This window comes from Microbacterium sp. NPDC056234, assembly GCF_042267585.1.
Classification (GTDB): domain Bacteria; phylum Actinomycetota; class Actinomycetes; order Actinomycetales; family Microbacteriaceae; genus Microbacterium.
Map to the genome: position 1 here is coordinate 203961 of NZ_JBHJTE010000002.1, position 16926 is coordinate 220886.

General features: G+C 68.4%; 19 protein-coding genes. 12 read left to right on the forward strand and 7 right to left on the reverse strand.

Features of this window, described 5'->3' with window-relative positions:
- Position 1: 1 nt before the first annotated feature.
- Positions 2 to 646 carry an FMN reductase gene (locus tag ACFCYE_RS06780; protein ID WP_376177448.1) on the forward strand — a complete coding sequence of 215 codons (645 nt, stop codon included), beginning with the start codon at positions 2 to 4 and terminating at the stop codon, positions 644 to 646.
- 66 nt (positions 647 to 712) lie between these two features.
- On the opposite strand, the gene ACFCYE_RS06785 is transcribed toward ACFCYE_RS06780, so the two are convergent.
- Together ACFCYE_RS06785 and ACFCYE_RS06790 are read right to left on the reverse strand one after the other, a co-directional pair.
- Complete coding sequence (locus ACFCYE_RS06785; protein ID WP_264157548.1) at positions 713 to 892, reverse strand: DUF5302 domain-containing protein; 180 nt, start codon at positions 890 to 892, stop codon at positions 713 to 715.
- 9 nt (positions 893 to 901) lie between these two features.
- Positions 902 to 1522, reverse strand: a complete 621-nt coding sequence (locus ACFCYE_RS06790; protein ID WP_376177450.1) for a DedA family protein — start codon at positions 1520 to 1522, stop codon at positions 902 to 904.
- A 155-nt stretch (positions 1523 to 1677) separates the two neighbouring features.
- Here ACFCYE_RS06790 and ACFCYE_RS06795 point away from each other — a divergent pair, with 155 nt between their 5' ends.
- The 4 genes from ACFCYE_RS06795 to ACFCYE_RS06810 all read left to right on the forward strand — a co-directional run bounded on the left by ACFCYE_RS06795 (position 1678) and on the right by ACFCYE_RS06810 (position 8052).
- On the forward strand, positions 1678 to 3603 hold the full coding sequence (locus ACFCYE_RS06795; RefSeq protein ID WP_376177452.1) for a GDSL-type esterase/lipase family protein: 1926 nt from the start codon (positions 1678 to 1680) through the stop codon (positions 3601 to 3603).
- Positions 3604 to 3866: 263 nt separating this feature from the next.
- The gene (locus tag ACFCYE_RS06800) at positions 3867 to 6143 is read left to right on the forward strand and encodes a polyribonucleotide nucleotidyltransferase (protein WP_376177453.1); all 2277 of its coding nucleotides are present in this window, start codon (positions 3867 to 3869) and stop codon (positions 6141 to 6143) included.
- Between the two features lie 210 nt (positions 6144 to 6353).
- Positions 6354 to 7382 carry an aldo/keto reductase gene (locus tag ACFCYE_RS06805; protein WP_376177454.1) on the forward strand — a complete coding sequence of 343 codons (1029 nt, stop codon included), beginning with the start codon at positions 6354 to 6356 and terminating at the stop codon, positions 7380 to 7382.
- Positions 7383 to 7449: 67 nt separating this feature from the next.
- Complete coding sequence (locus ACFCYE_RS06810; protein ID WP_376177456.1) at positions 7450 to 8052, forward strand: histidine phosphatase family protein; 603 nt, start codon at positions 7450 to 7452, stop codon at positions 8050 to 8052.
- Between the two features lie 8 nt (positions 8053 to 8060).
- On the opposite strand, the gene ACFCYE_RS06815 is transcribed toward ACFCYE_RS06810, so the two are convergent.
- Positions 8061 to 8528: a GNAT family N-acetyltransferase gene (locus ACFCYE_RS06815; protein WP_376177458.1), complete on the reverse strand. Its 468-nt coding sequence runs from the start codon at positions 8526 to 8528 to the stop codon at positions 8061 to 8063.
- Positions 8529 to 8701: 173 nt separating this feature from the next.
- Here ACFCYE_RS06815 and dapB point away from each other — a divergent pair, with 173 nt between their 5' ends.
- Together dapB and ACFCYE_RS06825 are read left to right on the forward strand one after the other, a co-directional pair.
- Positions 8702 to 9448: a 4-hydroxy-tetrahydrodipicolinate reductase gene (gene dapB, locus ACFCYE_RS06820; protein ID WP_376177460.1), complete on the forward strand. Its 747-nt coding sequence runs from the start codon at positions 8702 to 8704 to the stop codon at positions 9446 to 9448.
- A complete protein-coding gene (locus ACFCYE_RS06825; protein ID WP_376177462.1) occupies positions 9445 to 9888 on the forward strand; it encodes a tetratricopeptide repeat protein in 444 nt (147 codons plus the stop codon). Before dapB ends, ACFCYE_RS06825 begins: the two co-directional genes overlap by 4 nt.
- A gap of 39 nt (positions 9889 to 9927) precedes the next feature.
- Here ACFCYE_RS06825 and ACFCYE_RS06830 read toward each other — a convergent pair whose 3' ends face one another.
- The 3 genes from ACFCYE_RS06830 to ACFCYE_RS06840 all read right to left on the reverse strand — a co-directional run bounded on the left by ACFCYE_RS06830 (position 9928) and on the right by ACFCYE_RS06840 (position 11380).
- Positions 9928 to 10353: an OsmC family peroxiredoxin gene (locus ACFCYE_RS06830; protein ID WP_376177463.1), complete on the reverse strand. Its 426-nt coding sequence runs from the start codon at positions 10351 to 10353 to the stop codon at positions 9928 to 9930.
- 73 nt (positions 10354 to 10426) lie between these two features.
- Positions 10427 to 10948, reverse strand: a complete 522-nt coding sequence (locus tag ACFCYE_RS06835) for a DUF4395 domain-containing protein (RefSeq protein ID WP_376177465.1) — start codon at positions 10946 to 10948, stop codon at positions 10427 to 10429.
- A gap of 21 nt (positions 10949 to 10969) precedes the next feature.
- Positions 10970 to 11380, reverse strand: a complete 411-nt coding sequence (locus ACFCYE_RS06840; protein WP_376177466.1) for a thioredoxin family protein — start codon at positions 11378 to 11380, stop codon at positions 10970 to 10972.
- Between the two features lie 96 nt (positions 11381 to 11476).
- On the opposite strand from ACFCYE_RS06840, the gene ACFCYE_RS06845 reads away from it, so the two are divergent.
- Genes ACFCYE_RS06845 through ACFCYE_RS06855 form a run of 3 tightly spaced genes read left to right on the forward strand, consistent with a single transcriptional unit; the run spans position 11477 to position 13520 of the window.
- A complete protein-coding gene (locus ACFCYE_RS06845) occupies positions 11477 to 12286 on the forward strand; it encodes a thymidylate synthase (RefSeq protein ID WP_376177467.1) in 810 nt (269 codons plus the stop codon).
- Entirely contained in the window at positions 12283 to 12759 is a 477-nt protein-coding gene (locus tag ACFCYE_RS06850) for a dihydrofolate reductase (protein WP_376177469.1), read from the forward strand. The genes ACFCYE_RS06845 and ACFCYE_RS06850 overlap by 4 nt, the downstream gene beginning before the upstream one ends.
- Positions 12759 to 13520 (forward strand): SDR family NAD(P)-dependent oxidoreductase, encoded by a 762-nt coding sequence (locus ACFCYE_RS06855; protein WP_376177471.1) that lies wholly within the window; start codon positions 12759 to 12761, stop codon positions 13518 to 13520. The genes ACFCYE_RS06850 and ACFCYE_RS06855 overlap by 1 nt, the downstream gene beginning before the upstream one ends.
- Before the next feature lie 12 nt (positions 13521 to 13532).
- Here the strand turns inward: ACFCYE_RS06855 and ACFCYE_RS06860 are convergent, their stop codons facing one another.
- Positions 13533 to 14069 carry an NUDIX domain-containing protein gene (locus tag ACFCYE_RS06860; RefSeq protein WP_376177472.1) on the reverse strand — a complete coding sequence of 179 codons (537 nt, stop codon included), beginning with the start codon at positions 14067 to 14069 and terminating at the stop codon, positions 13533 to 13535.
- A gap of 54 nt (positions 14070 to 14123) precedes the next feature.
- Between ACFCYE_RS06860 and dapA the strand changes: the two genes are divergently transcribed.
- Both dapA and ACFCYE_RS06870 read left to right on the forward strand, forming a co-directional pair.
- Positions 14124 to 15101: a 4-hydroxy-tetrahydrodipicolinate synthase gene (gene dapA, locus ACFCYE_RS06865; RefSeq protein ID WP_376177473.1), complete on the forward strand. Its 978-nt coding sequence runs from the start codon at positions 14124 to 14126 to the stop codon at positions 15099 to 15101.
- A 68-nt stretch (positions 15102 to 15169) separates the two neighbouring features.
- Positions 15170 to 16846 carry a ribonuclease J gene (locus ACFCYE_RS06870; protein ID WP_376177475.1) on the forward strand — a complete coding sequence of 559 codons (1677 nt, stop codon included), beginning with the start codon at positions 15170 to 15172 and terminating at the stop codon, positions 16844 to 16846.
- Positions 16847 to 16926 lie beyond the last annotated feature (80 nt).

Consider the following 16926-nt stretch of genomic DNA (forward strand, 5'->3'; position numbering starts at 1 on the left):
GATGACCACGCGTCGGATCGCGGTCGTGTCGGCGGGACTCTCGAACCCGTCGTCGACCCGCATGCTCGCCGATCGACTGGCCGCCGAGACGACTCGGCTGCTCGTCGAGCGCGATATCGAGGTCAGCGTCGACGTGATCGAGCTGCGCGATCTCGCGCACGACATCACGAACAACCTGCTCACGGGATTCGCCCCACCCGCGCTGGAGACGGCGATCAACACGGTCGTCTCTGCAGACGCCCTGATCGCCGTCACGCCGATCTTCTCGACGAGCTATTCGGGTCTGTTCAAGTCGTTCATCGATGTGCTCGAGGTCGACTCGCTCACCGGCAAGCCCGTCCTCATCGGCGCGAATGCGGGCACGGCACGTCATTCGCTCGCGATCGACTACGCCATCCGACCGCTGTTCGCCTACCTGCACGCCGAGCCGGTCTCCACCGGGGTGTTCGCGGCATCCAGCGATTGGGGCGGCGGAGGAGATGAGGTCGCTCCGCTCGGAAAACGCGTCGAGAAGGGCGCGAGGGAACTGGCCGACGCGATCGCCCGCAAGGACGCCGCGTCCGCCGGTGATCCGTTCGACCCGGCCACCTATCTGGGCGAGGGACGATCGTTCGGTCACCTGCTCGGCGGCCTCGCCGGCGACTGACGCCAGGACGTCGCACCGCCGGACAGAACGAAGGCCGCCCCGAGTGGGGCGGCCTTCTCTGTGCGGTCAACCGCTCTTGCGTCGGAACTCGCGGTGCGTCTGGGCCGAATGCGTCCCGTGGATGGCGGAGTCGCCGTCCAGGTGCGCCTCTCCCTGGCGATGCTGCGCGTTCTTCTTCTCGAGCGCTTCCTTGAACTTGCGCTTCATCTCGTCCGAGGAGGAGACGGCGTCGTCTGGCGTGCTCATTCGGCCAGCCTAGTCGGACATGGGCTCAGAGGGGGAGTGGCTCTTACTGCGTGAACGACGGCGGAGCACGAGATCGATCAAGGCGCCGATCGCCACCGCGCAGATCACGGACACGACGATCGCGACCACGGGGCCGCCAGGAAGCACCGCCGCGATGAGCGCGCCGATCGCGGCCTGATAGGCCGCCCACCCGGTGGCGGCGAGTGCGACGAGTGCGCCGTACCGAGGCAAGGGGATGCGCGTGGCCCCTGCTGCCAGATTGATCGCCAGACGGGCGAACGGGATGAACCGGGCCGTGAACAGCACGACAGCCGTGCCGGACTCCAAACGTCCTCGCGCCCAGCGCTGGGCACGTCGTACCCGCTCGGCGCGCATCCATCTCCACCGGTCGGTGCCCGCCCACCGCCCGATCGCGTAACAGAGCAGATCGCCGACCATCGCGGCGGCCGCGGCGCAGACGATCACGGCCCACAAGTCGGGCGAACCGGTGGAGATCGCGAGGGCGCCGAGGGCCGTCACCGCGATCTCGCCGGGGACGACGACGAAGAACGCGTCGCCCAGGACCAGCAGCGACATCACCGCCAGCGCCCAAGGACCCGCGACGAGTTCGGCGATGCCATCAGTGATCACCCTGCCACTGTGCCGTTCCGAGGTGAACGGGAACCGAATCGGGGATAGCGGGTGACCGGCAGCCGTGCAACGGGTGAACTCTGCGCGACAACCGGTGCTCCTGGCGGTTCGGGGGCGAACGGGCGCGGCATCCTGACACCGTGAGAGTCGCGATCGTGACCGAATCCTTCCTGCCGCACATGAACGGTGTGACGGGATCTGTCATGCAGATCCTTCGTCACCTCGAGCGCGAGGGGCATGTCGCCCACGTGCTCGCTCCGGATGCCGTCGGCATCCCCGAGTCCCTGCACGGCGCCCGCGTGGAGCCGGTTCCGAGCCTGGCGCTGCCGGGCTACCGCAACGTCCGGGTCGGGGCTGCGACCGCGCACCGCGTGACGGCATCCCTAGAGCGCTTCCGCCCCGATGTCGTCCATCTCGCATCGCCTTTCGCGCTCGGCTGGCGGGGAGTCCTCGCCGCCGGGCGTCTCGATGTCCCCGCGGTCGCGGCCTATCAGACCGATGTCGCCGCGTACACCGAGCGCTACCGCCTTGCGGCGACCACGGCGTTCGCGCAGAACCACATCGTGCGGCTTCACCGCCGGGCGACCCTGACGCTCGCGCCCTCGACGGAGTCCGAGCGGCAGCTCGCCGGACTCGGCGTGGATCGGCTGCGGCGGTGGGGCAGAGGCGTGGATGCCGAGCGATTCCAGCCCGGCCGGAGAAACGACGCCTGGCAGCGGACATCCACCGGACAGGTGCTGGTCGGCTACGTCGGACGCCTGGCGGCGGAGAAGCAGGTCGAAGATCTGCACGTGCTGCAGGACATCCCGGGAGTGCGCCTGGTGATCGTCGGCGATGGCCCGGCCAGGACGCGCCTGGAGACCGCGCTGCCCGGGGCACTGTTCCTCGGGCATCTCGATGGCGAGGACCTTGCGATCGCGATGGCGTCGTTCGACGTGTTCGTGCACACGGGGGAGAGCGAGACGTTCGGACAGACGCTGCAGGAGGCGCACGCCAGCGGCGTCCCCATCGTCGCGACCGGCAGCGGCGGCCCGCTGGATCTGGTTCGAATGGGAATCGACGGTTGGCTGTACCGACCGGGCGATCTGGACGACCTGCGCATGCGGGTGGCCGATCTGGCCGGTGACGCGCGCAAACGGCGCGCATTCGGCGAAGCCGGTCGCATCGCCGTTGCCGGCCGGAGCTGGTCGGCGGTGTGCGCGCAGCTGCTCGGCCACTTCGATGAGGCCGCGATGCTCCATGGAGTGGATCGAGCGCTGCGCTCGCCGCGGGCGCAGCGGCCTGAACCGGCGCTGTCCTACCCCGGACGTCGCTGGAATCGCTTCGTCGCTCTCGGCGACTCTCTCACCGAAGGGCTGTGCGACCCGGCCCCCGATGGCGCGCTGCGTGGCTGGGCCGACCGGCTGGCGCTCCTGCTCGCGGCGCGTGGCGGGCTGCACTACGCCAACCTCGCGGTGCGTTCACGACGCGTCGACGACGTCTGCGGCGAACAGTTGCAGCGCGCCCGTGAACTGCGGCCGGATCTGGTGTCGATCCTGGTGGGCGCCAACGACCTGGTCCGCTCCCACGCCGATGTCGCCGCACTGGCGGCGAGGCTCGAGGAAGCCGTGCGAACGCTGCGCTCCGACGGTGCCGATGTCCTGCTCGTGACGCCGTTCCTGCCCGATCGTCGAGCGGCCGGACTCTTCGCTCGTCGATTCGGCGAGTTCGCCGGTGCGCTCGCCGGGATCGCCGCCCGGACCGGAGCCATGCTCCTGGATACCGACCTGCACCCGTCCCTCGCCGACCGCGAGAACTGGGGAGAGGATCTGGTTCACCTCGGCAGCCGAGGTCATCGATTCCTCGCGTACCGTGCCGGCGAGGTTCTGGACGTGCCGCACGCCGAGGCGCTCGGCGCCCTGGACGCTGTGCTCCACGACGCAGAGCCCGCGACGCGTGCAGCCTGGTGGCGGGAGCATGCGCTCCCATGGGCGTGGCGTCGGATGCGCGGTCGCGTCGCCGGGGACGGACGCGTCGCCAAGCACGAGGACTACGTGTACATCGGACGTTCGACCAGCCTGCGCGGCGCCCGCGTGCGCTGAGCGCCGCTCGTGACGGGTGGGGATTCCCACTGCGATCGAGGGAATTCCGGTCCTCGCTGGTACGCTGGCAGGGAGTGGAATCGGCGAGAAGCTGGTCCCCTGTGGTGGGTTCCTCGGCACGAGCGGTCGGGTGGTCTTCTACTGGTGGCCAGCGCAGGTGAGATTCGCGGGAATGCCCGCGCGCCCGGACTCTTCGTCTCCGCTCCGATGCACGCTCGCGGATCACACGGAACCGCGAGAGGAAACAAAGAAGGAGAGACCTCTTGGAAGGTCCTGAAATCACCGCCACAGAGGCCGTTCTCGACAACGGCCGCTTCGGCACCCGCACCATCCGCTTCGAGACCGGCCGCCTCGCGCAGCAGGCTCAGGGCGCAGTCGCCGCGTACCTCGACGGCGAGACCATGCTCCTCTCGGCCACCAGCGCAGGAAAGCACCCGCGCGAAGGCTTCGACTTCTTCCCGCTGACGGTCGACGTCGAGGAGCGCTCCTACGCTGCCGGCAAGATCCCCGGTTCGTTCTTCCGTCGCGAGGGTCGCCCCTCCACCGAGGCGATCCTGGTCTGCCGTCTGATCGACCGCCCGCTGCGCCCGTCGTTCGTCGACGGCCTGCGCAACGAGGTTCAGATCGTCATCACCGTCCTGTCGATCGCGCCCGGCGAGTTCTACGACGCGTTGGCGATCAACGCGGCATCCGCTTCGACTCAGATCTCGGGTCTGCCGTTCTCGGGACCGGTTGCCGGTGTCCGTCTGGCATTCATCCCGGGAGGCGGACAGCACGAGGACCAGTGGGTTGCATTCCCGACCGCGGAGCAGGTCTCCGAGGCCGTGTTCGACCTCATCGTCGCCGGCCGTGTGGTCACCAAGGCGGATGGCACCGAAGACGTCGCGATCATGATGGTCGAGGCCGAGGCCACCGAGAACAGCTGGAACCTGATCAAGTCGGGCGCCACCAAGCCCAACGAAGAGGTCGTGGCCCAGGGCCTCGAGGCGTCCAAGCCGTTCATCGCGCAGCTGGTCAAGGCTCAGGCCGAACTCGCCGCTTCGTCGTCGAAGGAGCCGGGTGTCTACCCGGTGTTCCTGCCGTACAGCCAGGAGACCTACGACTTCGTCGCGCAGCGCTCGTACGACGACCTCGTCGGCGTCTACCAGATCGCCGACAAGAAGGAGCGTCAGAGCGCTGACGACGCCATCAAGGAGCGCGTGCACGCCGAGCTGATCGCGGCCGTCGAGGCCGGCGAGCTGCAGGCTGTCGCGACCCTCGAGTTCTCAGCGGCGTACAAGTCGGTCACCAAGAAGATCGTCCGCGGACGCATCCTCACCGACAGCATCCGCATCGACGGTCGAGGCCTCGCCGACATCCGTCCGCTGGATGCCGAGGTGCAGGTCATCCCTCGCGTACACGGCTCGGCGATCTTCCAGCGCGGTGAGACCCAGATCATGGGTGTCACCACGCTGAACATGCTCAAGATGGAGCAGCAGATCGACTCGCTGTCCCCGGTGACGAGCAAGCGCTACATGCACCACTACAACTTCCCGCCCTACTCCACCGGTGAGACCGGTCGCGTCGGGTCGCCGAAGCGTCGCGAGATCGGGCACGGCTTCCTCGCCGAGCGCGCACTCGTGCCGGTGCTGCCCAGCCGCGAGGAGTTCCCGTACGCGATCCGTCAGGTCTCCGAGGCGCTGAGCTCCAACGGCTCGACGTCGATGGGTTCGGTCTGCGCGTCGACGCTGTCGCTGCTGAACGCAGGTGTGCCGCTGCGCGCGCCCGTCGCCGGCATCGCGATGGGTCTCGTGTCCGACGAGGTCAACGGTCAGACCCGCTACGCGGCGCTGACCGACATCCTCGGCGCCGAGGACGCGCTCGGTGACATGGACTTCAAGGTCGCAGGCACCAGCGAGTTCGTCACGGCCATCCAGCTGGACACGAAGCTCGACGGCATCCCGTCCGAGGTCCTCGCCGGCGCGCTGACGCAGGCGAAGGATGCGCGTCTGACGATCCTGAACGTCCTCAACGCGGCGATCGACACGCCGGACGAGATGGCTCCGACCGCGCCTCGCGTGATCAGCGTCCAGATCCCGGTCGACAAGATCGGCGAGCTGATCGGCCCGAAGGGCAAGACGATCAACGCGATCCAGGACGAGACCGGCGCGCAGATCTCCATCGAGGAGGACGGCACCGTCTACATCGGCGCAACCGATGGCCCGTCGGCGGAGGCCGCTCGTGCACAGGTGAACGCGATCGCCAACCCGACCAACCCGGAGATCGGCGAGCAGTTCCTCGGCACCGTCGTGAAGATCGCCACCTTCGGCGCCTTCATCTCGTTGCTTCCGGGCAAGGACGGCCTGCTGCACGTCACCGAGGTGCGCAAGCTCGCCGGCGGAAAGCGCGTGGAGAACGTCGACGACGTGCTCTCGGTCGGGCAGAAGATCCTCGTGAAGATCACGAAGATCGACGACCGCGGCAAGCTGTCGCTCGAGCCCGTCCTGGACGACGCTCCGGCCGCCGAAGAGGCGCCGGCGGTCGAGTCCACCGAGGCCTGATCCTCTGATCCATCGAAGACCCGGATCCGCCCCGTCCACGGGAGGATCCGGGTCTTCGTCGTGTCCGGCGTGATGAAAACGTTATGGCGAATTCTCTCGCCGTTCGCCGGATCGGCGGGGGAGTGCGCGAGAGTCATCTACTCTCGAAGAAAAGCACCGGGGGGTGCATACAGCGCATGACAATGCAGGTCGACTCGCGGGGGTGAGAGCATGCGGATATTCGGCGTCGGTACCGCCGGGACACCCGAGGTGGCCCAGAGCGCCCACCCGCAGCATCCGTCCGCGCCGATCCCGGTCGTCGGACCCGGCGTCGGTGAGAGCCTGCGCGTCCCGCTCGGCGAGACCGGTCTGGAGACCTTCCCCCTCATGCTGGGCGCTGCCGAGTTCGGCTGGAACGTCGATCTCGAGACCAGCCACGAGATCCTCGATCGCTACGTCGAGTTCGGCGGCAACGCCGTCCACACCGCCGACGGGTTCTCGGGCGGTCGCAGTGAGCACATCATCGGCCAGTGGCTGCGATCGCGAGGACGCAGGGACGGGATCGTCCTCAGCGCGCGAATCGGCTCCCACGCCGACAACCCGGGCCTCGGGTCCGTCAACCTCGTCCGTGCGGTCGAAGGTTCGCTGACCCGCCTCGGCGTGGATCGCGTCGACGTGCTCTATCTGGATGCGACGTTCGACGCGACGACGAACATCGAGGACACGCTGGCGACCGTCGAGTGGCTGCGCGAAGCGGGGAAGATCGGTGCGGTCGGCGCCTTCGGGTTCAGCCCGGAGCGGCTCGTCGAAGCGCGTATCCTCGCGTCGGCGGGCTACCCGCGGATCGAGGTGCTCGATGCACCCTACAACCTGGTGCGTCGTCAGCCGTTCGAGGGCGACATGCGGCTGGTCGCCGGTGCGCAGACGCTGGCTGTGACCCCGTCGCACGCCCTCGAGCACGGCTTCCTGTCGGGGCGGCATCGCAACAAGGCGCGCGCATCGCAGGGGGTTCGCGGGTCGCAGCTGCGTGAGCACCTGAACCGTCGGGGCAACCGCATCCTCAGGGCTCTGGATCAGGTCGCCGATGAGCTTCAGGTGCCGGTGGCGGCAGCGTCGATCGCATGGCTCCTCGCGCAGAGGACCGTCGTCGCGCCCATCGTGAACACGTTCGCGACCCAGCACGTCGACGAGCTCATGCAGGGGGCGGGCGTCGCGCTGTCGCGGGCGCAGATCGCCGACCTCACCCGCGCGGGCGACTGAGCATCCGCGTCGCTCGGTTAGGCTGGACAGGCCTGCCGAAGGGGCCGGGCGACGAAGCGAGTGGGTTGTGACGCACTATATATATCTGGTCAGACACGGTGAACATCAGGATGCCGAGCACGGCGTCGACGACGGACCCCTTTCTCCTCGGGGACAGCGACAGGCGGAGTTGATCGCCGATCGGCTGTCCGGACTCCCGCTCGACTCGGTGTGGCATTCGCCGCTGCTGCGGGCGACGGAGACGGCGCGCGCGATCTCCGCGCGCCTGCCCGCTGTCGATCCCGAACCCTCGGCGCTGCTGTTCGACTGCGTGCCGACGGGCCTCACGGAGGACACCCCTGCGGCGTTCGAGCCGTTCTTCGGGTCGGTCACGGATGCCGAGATCGAAGCGGGTGGCGCGCAGATGGCAGACGCGGTGAACGAATTCCTGGTGCGCAAGCAGGGGGACGTCCACGAGGTCCTGATCACACACAACTTCGTCATCTCGTGGTTCGTGCGAGAGGTGCTGGGCGCGCCGGAGTGGCGTTGGATGACGTTGAACCAGGCGCACTGCGGTCTGACGGTGATCGCGCAGAAGCAAGGACGTCCGTGGACGCTGCTGACCCACAACGACCTCGGACACCTGCCTGTGGAGCTGCGAACAGGGCTTCCGGACACCATCCCCGTCTGACAGCCGGGTCAGATCAGCGTCTTGCGATACCAGCGCGTGGCGTTCGGGTTGTCGTTGTATCGCTCGATCTGCTCGAAGCCGCTGCGCGCATAGAGGGCGCCGGCGGCTTCCAGCGTGTGATGGGTGTCCAGCACGAGCTCGGCGGCTCCCCACCGGCGTGCGCGGTGCTCGAGCTCGTCGAGGATCGCGCGGCCCCAGCCCTGGCCGCGCGTCTCGGGCCGCAGGAACAGGTGCTTGACCTCGTAGCGGATGCCGGCGGCCGAGTCGTCCAGCTGTCGGATGCCTCCGCAGCCGACGGGCGCTCCGGCCGATCCCGCGAGCAGGAAGACGCCGGCGGGCGGCTCGAACGCGCTGGGGATCGGGAATGTCGGCGTGTACGTCCCGCCGGGGAATTCCGCCGCCCGCAGGGCGAAGTACTCGACGAGGATCGCGTGCGATACGGGGTCAGCGGGAGAGGCATCGCGGAACTCGAGCATGGAACCAACGCTACTTGTGTCGTGAGCGTGTCGAATCCCGGACGCCCCGGTGGTTCGTCGGCGTGTCCGGGCCGTGACACGCCGGCCGAGCAGCGACCCACCCGGGATTCGGCACATCGCGAGCGCGCCGCGCGGCGTCCGGGGCGGGTACGGCCGCGAAATAGACTGGGAGCATGACCACGCAGGTAGCACTCGTCGGCGGCACAGGGAAGCTCGGGTCGATCATCCGGGCCGTGATCGACGACCTCGACGGCTTCGAGGTGTCCCGCGTTCTCACCTCGACGAGCGACTGGTCCGAGCTCGATGGCGCCGATCTCGTGGTCGACGCGTCGACCCCTCAGGTCAGCGTCGAGGTCGTCAGGGCGGCGCTCGAGCGCGGTCTCAACGTACTCGTGGGCACGTCCGGCTGGTCGAACGAGCGCATCGCGCTGGTCCGCCCGCTGGTTGAAGCCGCGGGTACCGGGGCCGTCTTCATCCCGAACTTCTCGCTCGGCTCCGTCCTCGGCTCGGCTCTGGCGTCCGCCGCTGCTCCGTTCTTCGACTCGGCCGAGATCGTCGAGGCGCACCGCGACACGAAGATCGACTCGCCCAGCGGCACGGCGGTCCGCACCGCGGAGTTGATCGCGACGGCCCGCGCCGATCAGGGACCGGTGAGTGCTCCGCACGTGGACCAGCGCGCCCGGGGTCAGCAGGTCGCCGGCGTACCGATCCACTCGCTGCGCCGGCCTGGCGTCATCGCCCGACAGGACGTCGTCCTCTCCGGCCCCGGTGAATCGCTCACGTTCACGCACGACACAGTCGAACCCGCGCTCGCGTACGCGCCGGGGATCCGGCTCGCCGTTCCCTTCGCGCTCCGTGCGCAGGGCGTCGTCGTCGGGCTGGAGAACATGGTCGACATCGGCATCCGAGCCCGTTCGTGACCGCTCGCATCGGCATCGTCCTGATGGGCGTCTGCCTGATCCTGTACTTCGTCGTCGCCGGACAACAGGCTTTCCTGTTCATCGGTACGGGCGAGCCGATCGCCGCGGCCATGGGTTTCGCCGCGATCATTCTGCCGTTGATCGGAGTCTGGGCGCTGGTCCGCGAGCTCCAGTTCGGGATGTCGGCCGACCGTCTGGGGCGGCGACTGGATGCCGAGGGCGGCATGCCGGAGGCCGAGACCGAGCTGACCCCGAGCGGGAAGATCGCGAAAGAGGATGCCGACGGAATCGTCGACCGATATCGAGAGGCAGCGGAGCATTCGCCCGAGGACTGGCGTGCGCGGTATCGGCTCGGCGTCGTGCAGGATGCGGCGGGGCGTCGCAAGGACGCCCGCGCCAGCATCCGGGAAGCGATCCGCGTGGAGAAGCAGACGCGCTGACGCACCTGCTCGCCGGACGGATGCGATCGGGCAGGAGACTCAGGCCAGCGTCGCCTCGAGCGTGATCTCGATACCGGAGAGTGCCTGCGACACCGGGCATCCGGTCTTCGCGGCCTGGGCGATCTCCTGGAACTTCTCGGCTGACAGACCAGGTACGGACGCGTTCACGTTCAAATGGCTGCCGGTGATGCCCGTGCCCGGCTTGAAGGTGACCGACGCGGTGGTGTTGACGCGCTCGGGGGGTGTGCCGTTCTCGGCCAGTGCGTGCGAGAACGCCATGCTGAAGCACGAGGCGTGGGCCGCCGCGATCAGTTCCTCCGGCGTCGTCGTCGTCTCGGAGCCCTCGCTGCGGGCCTTCCAATCGATCGGGAAGGTGCCGAGGTGCGAGGTGGCGAACGAGACGGTGCCCGATCCCTCGGTGAGGGAACCGGTCCAGGTGGTGGTGGCTTCGCTGGTGACGGGCATGATGGTCCTCCGAAGGTCAGGCGGGTGGTGGAGCCAGCCTAGCGAGCGGTCGGTGCGGACGGAACCGGGTGGGTCAGGAGGCCTGTGCCGATCGCCCGACCCAGCCCGCTCGCTGCAGCAGGAGGTACAGCTGGCATCCGAGGCAGAAGCCGAATGCCGCGTTCAGGAAGGCGGCGATGAACGCCGCGGCGGCCGCGATCGGCAGCGCCCACGGAACGCCGAACAGGTGCAAGACGAGCCCGAGGCTCACGACGAACAGGCCGACGCCCTGCGCGAAGCGAGGAGGCCGCGGATCCTCGAGCTCTGTCGGCGCTGACAGACGCGGGCGGATCGAACGGCGGAACACCACGCCCCACGGCGCCGTCCGCGGCCAGGCGACGGCCCAGAGGAAAAGCAGAGCGATCACGACCAGGAGCAGGAAGCCGGGGTCCAGGGCGCGTTGCGCGATCGGGGCGAAGCTCGCCCCGTCCCGCGCGGTCGAGACGCCGATGAGCGACAGCACGAAGGCGATGAGCAGCAGCGCGGCAGTGATGCCGGCGGCGAAACGCGGGCCGCGCGGGTCGATTCCGGCGGGGGAGGCGGCGGTGCTGGACATCTCTGCTCCGGTCTGCACGCCTCAGACGGCGGCGAGGGCTTCGGTGAGGGCGTGCGGGTGGGGCACGCCGTTGAAACGGGCGCGCACGGCCCCCGTGCCGTCGACGACGAAGGTCGTCGGTGTCTGGAGGATCCGGTAGCGGCTGGACAGGTCGGGACGATGGGTGAGATCGACCTCGACGTGCGCGAGATCATCCTCCTGAGAGGCGACCGTGTGCAGCATCCGGCGCACCTGAGGGCATCGGGCGCACATCTCGGTGCTGAACTGGACCAGCGTCGCCCTGGGGCCCAGAGCCCCTGACGCATCGACCGGATCGAACCGCAGGTGGCCCCCGCCGCGGCGTCGCCCGTCGGCGAGGCGCAGGGCGACGCCGATGATCACGCTGAGCACGATCAGCGCACCGGCGATGGCGAGGGCGAGTGCGGGCGACATGGATCGAGGGTACGACCGATCGGTGCGGCTCGGGGTCGTTGTTGCGAAGCATGACCGACGCGACCATGTCGGTGGTCTGCGGGTATCGTGTGGAGCATGAGCGAAGCCGTCCCGACGCCGTACGAAGACCTGCTCCGTGAAGTGCTCGCAGAGGGCACGCACAAGGATGACCGCACCGGCACCGGCACGCTCAGCGTGTTCGGCCGCCAGTTGCGCTTTGACCTGTCGCAGGGGTTCCCCCTGATCACGACGAAGCGGGTGCATTTCAAGTCGATCGCGTACGAGCTGCTGTGGTTCCTCCGCGGTGATTCCAACGTGGGCTGGCTGCAGGACAACGGCGTCACCATCTGGGACGAGTGGGCGGATGCATCGGGCGATCTCGGTCCGGTGTACGGCGTGCAGTGGCGGTCATGGCCCACCCCGGACGGGGGCCACATCGACCAGCTGTCCGAGGTCATCGAGCAGATCCGGCAGTCGCCGGACTCCCGGCGCCTGATCGTGTCGGCCTGGAATCCGGCGGACATCCCCGACATGGCCCTGGCGCCGTGTCATGCGCTGTTCCAGTTCTACGTGGCGGACGGCAAGCTCTCGTGCCAGCTGTATCAGCGCAGCGCCGATCTGTTCCTCGGCGTTCCCTTCAACATCGCCTCGTATGCGCTGCTCACGCAGATGATCGCGCACCAGGTGGGCCTCGAACCCGGCGATTTCGTCTGGACCGGCGGCGACTGCCACATCTACGACAACCACGTCGAGCAGGTCCGCGAGCAGCTCAGCCGTGAGCCCTATCCGTACCCCACGCTCCGCTTCGCACGGAAGCCCGAATCGGTGTTCGACTACTCGTACGACGATTTCGTCATCGAGGACTACCAGCACCACCCGCCGATCCGCGCGGCGGTGGCGGTATGACCTGGGTCGGCCTGATCTGGGCCGAAGCGCGCGGGGGAGTGATCGGTGCAGAGGGCGGTATGCCGTGGCATGTGCCCGAGGACCTCGCGCACTTCAAGGACGTCACACTAGGAGCCCCGGTCATCATGGGGCGCAAGACGTGGGATTCGCTTCCCGAGCGGTTCCGACCGCTGACCGGGCGCGAGAACGTGGTCATCACCCGGCGGCAGGACTGGGCGGCCGACGGGGCGCGTCGCGCGGCCACCGTGTCCGAGGCTGTGCGCGGGCGCGATGAGGTCTGGGTCATCGGCGGGGCCGAGATCTTCAGTCAGGTGATCGGCGAGGCCGATCGGCTCGAGGTCACCGAGATCGACCTCGAGGTCCCCGGCGACGCCTACGCTCCGGACAAGACCGGCTGGCGGCTGGTGTCCGAGGGCGACTGGCAGACCTCTCGCACCGGTATCCGCTACCGCTTCCTGCGGTACGAGCGCTGATGCCGATCGCTCTGATCACCGGGGCCAGCGCCGGCCTCGGCGCGGAGTTCGCCCGGCAGCTTGCGCAGAAAGGCGCGGATCTCGTGCTGGTGGCGCGATCCACGGGGTCTCTGGATGCGCTGGCCGACGAACTGCGCGCGCACCAGGGAGTGGCTGTCGAAGTGCTCGCCGCCGACCTCCTGGACGACGCGGATCTGGATCGTGTCGTCTCGCGCATCGCCGATGCTGAGCATCCGATCGACCTGCTGATCAACAACGCCGGGTTCGGACTCCCTCTGCACTTCGCGGACAACGACATCGACGAAGAGGTGCGGCATCTGCGTCTGCACGTCGAAGTCTCGATGCGCCTCATGCACGCGGCGCTCGCGGTCATGCGCGGCCGCGGCGGCCGCATCATCAACGTCGCCTCGGTCGCCGGCTTCATCTCCCGCTCGACGTATTCGGCGTGCAAGTCCTGGCTGATCGGCTTCAGCCGCTGGGCGAATGCCGAGTATGCGCGGGACGGCGTCAGCGTGACGGCGCTGTGCCCCGGCTTCACCCACACGAGCTTTCACGAGCGGATGGGTCTGCCGCCAGGTGAAGAGGGGATCCCGTCGGTGATGTGGCTCGACGCGGCCGATGTCGTCCGCGAAGGCCTGCAGGACGCCGCGCGGGGAAGAGCTGTCTCGGTCCCGTCCCTGCGCTACAAGGCGATCGTCGCTCTCACCAAGGTCCTGCCGGCCTCGCTCACCTCGCGCGCGGCCAGGCGCGGTCGAGTCTGAGCTGCTGCGGTCTCAGCGGAATCGGCCGAGACGGATACCGGCGTAGGCGATCGCCGCCACGGTCTCTCCGTCGGTGATGCGACCATCGGCGATCATGCGCAGCACCTCGGCGAACGGCACCCATGACACGTCATCGATGCCCTCTTCCGACCGCGCGTCGCCGACATCCGCGGGGGCGAGTCCCCGAGCGAGGAAGACGTGTTCCGGCGCCACGGTGACCCCGTTCAGGGCATTCATGGTGCCCAGTGGCGTCCAGTCATCCGCCTCGAGGCCGGTCTCCTCGCGGAGCTCCCGCTGCGCGGCGACGAGCGGCGCCTCTCCATCGCTTCCGCCGGCGGGCACCTCGATCGAGCGCCCTGTCGTGTACCGCTCCAGGCTCACCAGGCAGACCCGATCCCGCTCGTCCACGGCCACGATGAACACTGCGGGGTGACGCATCGTGACGACGCCGTAGATCCCGGAACCGGCGGGGCCGGTCACGGAGTCCTCTCGGACAGAGATCCAGGGATTCTCGTAGACGACGCGGGATCCCTCGGTCTGCCAGGCCATGCGGGCGAGTGTATCGCCGCACGTGAGCGGGTGCCGAACCGATACGCTGGAAGCATGACGCATTCGGGCAACCCTTTCGGACAGGTTCTCGTCGCGCTCGTCACTCCGATGACGGCCGACGGCGAAGTCGACTGGCCCGCCGTCGAGAAGCACATCGACGACGTCATCACCGCGGGTGCTGACGGCGTCGTGGTGACGGGAACGACCGGCGAGACCTCGACCCTGACGGATGCCGAGAAGCTCAAGCTCGTCGAGGTGGGCAAGTCCGTCTCCGCCGGTCGCGCCAAGATCATCACCGGCGGCGGCTCCAATGAGACCGCCCACGCGATCGAGCTCTACAAGGCCAGCGAGAAGGCCGGCGCCGACGGCATCATGATCGTCACGCCGTACTACAACAAGCCGACTCAGGCCGGCATCCTGACCCATTTCCGCCTGGTCGCGGACGCCACCGATCTTCCGGTGATCCTGTACGACATCCCCGGTCGCACCGGCGTGCCCATCCAGTACGAGACGATCCTGCGACTGGCAAAGCATCCGAACATCCTCGCCGTGAAGGATGCGAAGGGCGACTTCAGCGAGGTGAGCCGCGTGCTCAACCAGACCGACCTGATGTACTTCTCGGGTGATGACGCGAACGCGCTGCCGCACTTGGCCATCGGAGCGACCGGACTCATCGGCGTGACCGCCAACATCACCGCGACGCCGTACCGCACCATCGTCGATGCCGTGAACCGCGGCGATCTCGCCGCGGCGACGGCCGAGCACAAGCGCCTCGAGCCGCTCGTCCGCGCCGTCATGACGCATGTCCCCGGCACCGTGTCGGCCAAGTACATCCTGCACGGGCTGGGACGCATCTCCAGCCCGCGCGTCCGCCTGCCCCTGGTGGGACCGGAGGAGTGGGAGGCCGCCTTGATCGAGGATGAGCTCGCCGTCGTCACCGATGTACCCGGTGCCGACTTCTCCAACTTCCGCCCTGACCGCAACGCGGCCGCCGGCGGTGCGCTGCCGAAGGTTCACGGCACGACGCGTTGAGACATCACGGGCGCGGAGCGCGCCTGACGCACGACCGGGCGCGCGACGCGCCCGACTGAGGAGACAGCATGTCCATCCCGATCGCTGAAGCAGCACCTCTCGAGGAAGGGACCCTGCGCGTCACACCGCTCGGCGGTCTCGGCGAGATCGGCCGCAACATGACCGTGTTCGAGTTCGAGGGCAAGCTCCTCATCGTCGACTGCGGCGTGCTCTTCCCCGAGGAGCACCAGCCGGGCGTCGACCTGATCCTGCCGGACTTCGAACCGATCCGCGACCGCCTCGACGACATCGTCGGCGTGGTCCTGACGCACGGTCACGAAGACCACATCGGAGCGGTCCCGTACCTGCTGCGGCTCAAGAACGACATCCCGCTGATCGGCTCCGGCCTGACCCTCGCGCTCGTCGAGGCCAAGCTCAAGGAGCACCGGATCAAGGCCTTCACGCTCACCGTGAAGGAAGGCCAGCAGGAGAAGGTCGGGCCCTTCGACCTCGACTTCGTCGCGGTCAACCACTCCATTCCGGATGCCCTCGCGGTCGTCATCCGCACGCCGGCCGGTCTCGTGCTGGCCACCGGTGACTTCAAGATGGACCAGCTGCCGCTGGACGGCCGGATCACCGACCTGCGTGCGTTCGCACGCCTCGGGGAAGAGGGCGTCGACCTGTTCCTGGTGGACTCCACGAACGCGGACGTCCCCGGCTTCACGCCGACGGAGCGCTCGATCGGACCCGTGCTCGATCAGGTGATCGGCAAGGCGCCGCGCCGCGTGATCGTCGCGAGCTTCTCGAGCCACGTTCACCGCGTGCAGCAGGTCATCGACGCGGCGCACGCGAACGGGCGTCGTGTCGCCTTCCTCGGCCGCAGCATGGTGCGCAACATGACCATCGCCGAGCAGCTCGGCTACCTTCACGTTCCGGACAACGTCCTGATCGACTACAAGAAGGCGCGCGACCTCCCGGATGACCAGATCGTCTACATGTCGACCGGATCGCAGGGTGAGCCCATGGCCGTGCTCAGCCGTATGGCGAACCTCGACCACGCCATCGAGGTCGGAGAGGGCGACACCGTCATCCTGGCGTCCAGCCTCATCCCGGGCAACGAGAACGCCGTGTACCGCGTGATCGACGGGCTGACCAAGCTCGGCGCCAACGTCGTGCACAAGGCCAACGCCAAGGTGCACGTCTCCGGTCACGCGGCGGCCGGCGAGCTGATCTACTGCTACAACATCCTGCGTCCGAAGAACGTGCTGCCCGTGCACGGCGAGTACCGCCATCTGGTCGCCAACGCCAAGCTCGCTCAGGAGACGGGGATCCCCGAGGAGAACACGATCCTCGCCACGAACGGCACGATCATCGACCTCAAGGACGGCGAGACCCGCATCGCCGGACAGCTCGACATCGGCTTCGTCTACGTCGACGGCTCGACGGTCGGCGGGATCACGGATGCCGACCTCAAGGATCGTCGCATCCTCGGCGAGGAGGGATTCGTCTCGGTGATCGTGGTCGTGGATGCAGCGACCGGTCGCATCATCACCGGCCCGGAGATCCACGCCCGCGGAATCGCGGAGGACGACGCGGTGTTCGACGACGTCGTGCCGAAGATCGTCGCAGCGCTCAAGGAGGCCTCGGGCAACGGGGTGCGCGACACGCACGCGCTGTCGCAGGTCGTGCGACGCACCATCGGCCGCTGGGTCAACCAGAAGCTGCGCCGGCGCCCGATGATCGTCCCGCTCGTCATCGAGGCGTGACGCTGTCGCGGCGCGTCGGCGATCGGCGGGAAAGCCGCGTCACTGCGGGGAAATGTCGGACCCCGGACATACCGTAGAGG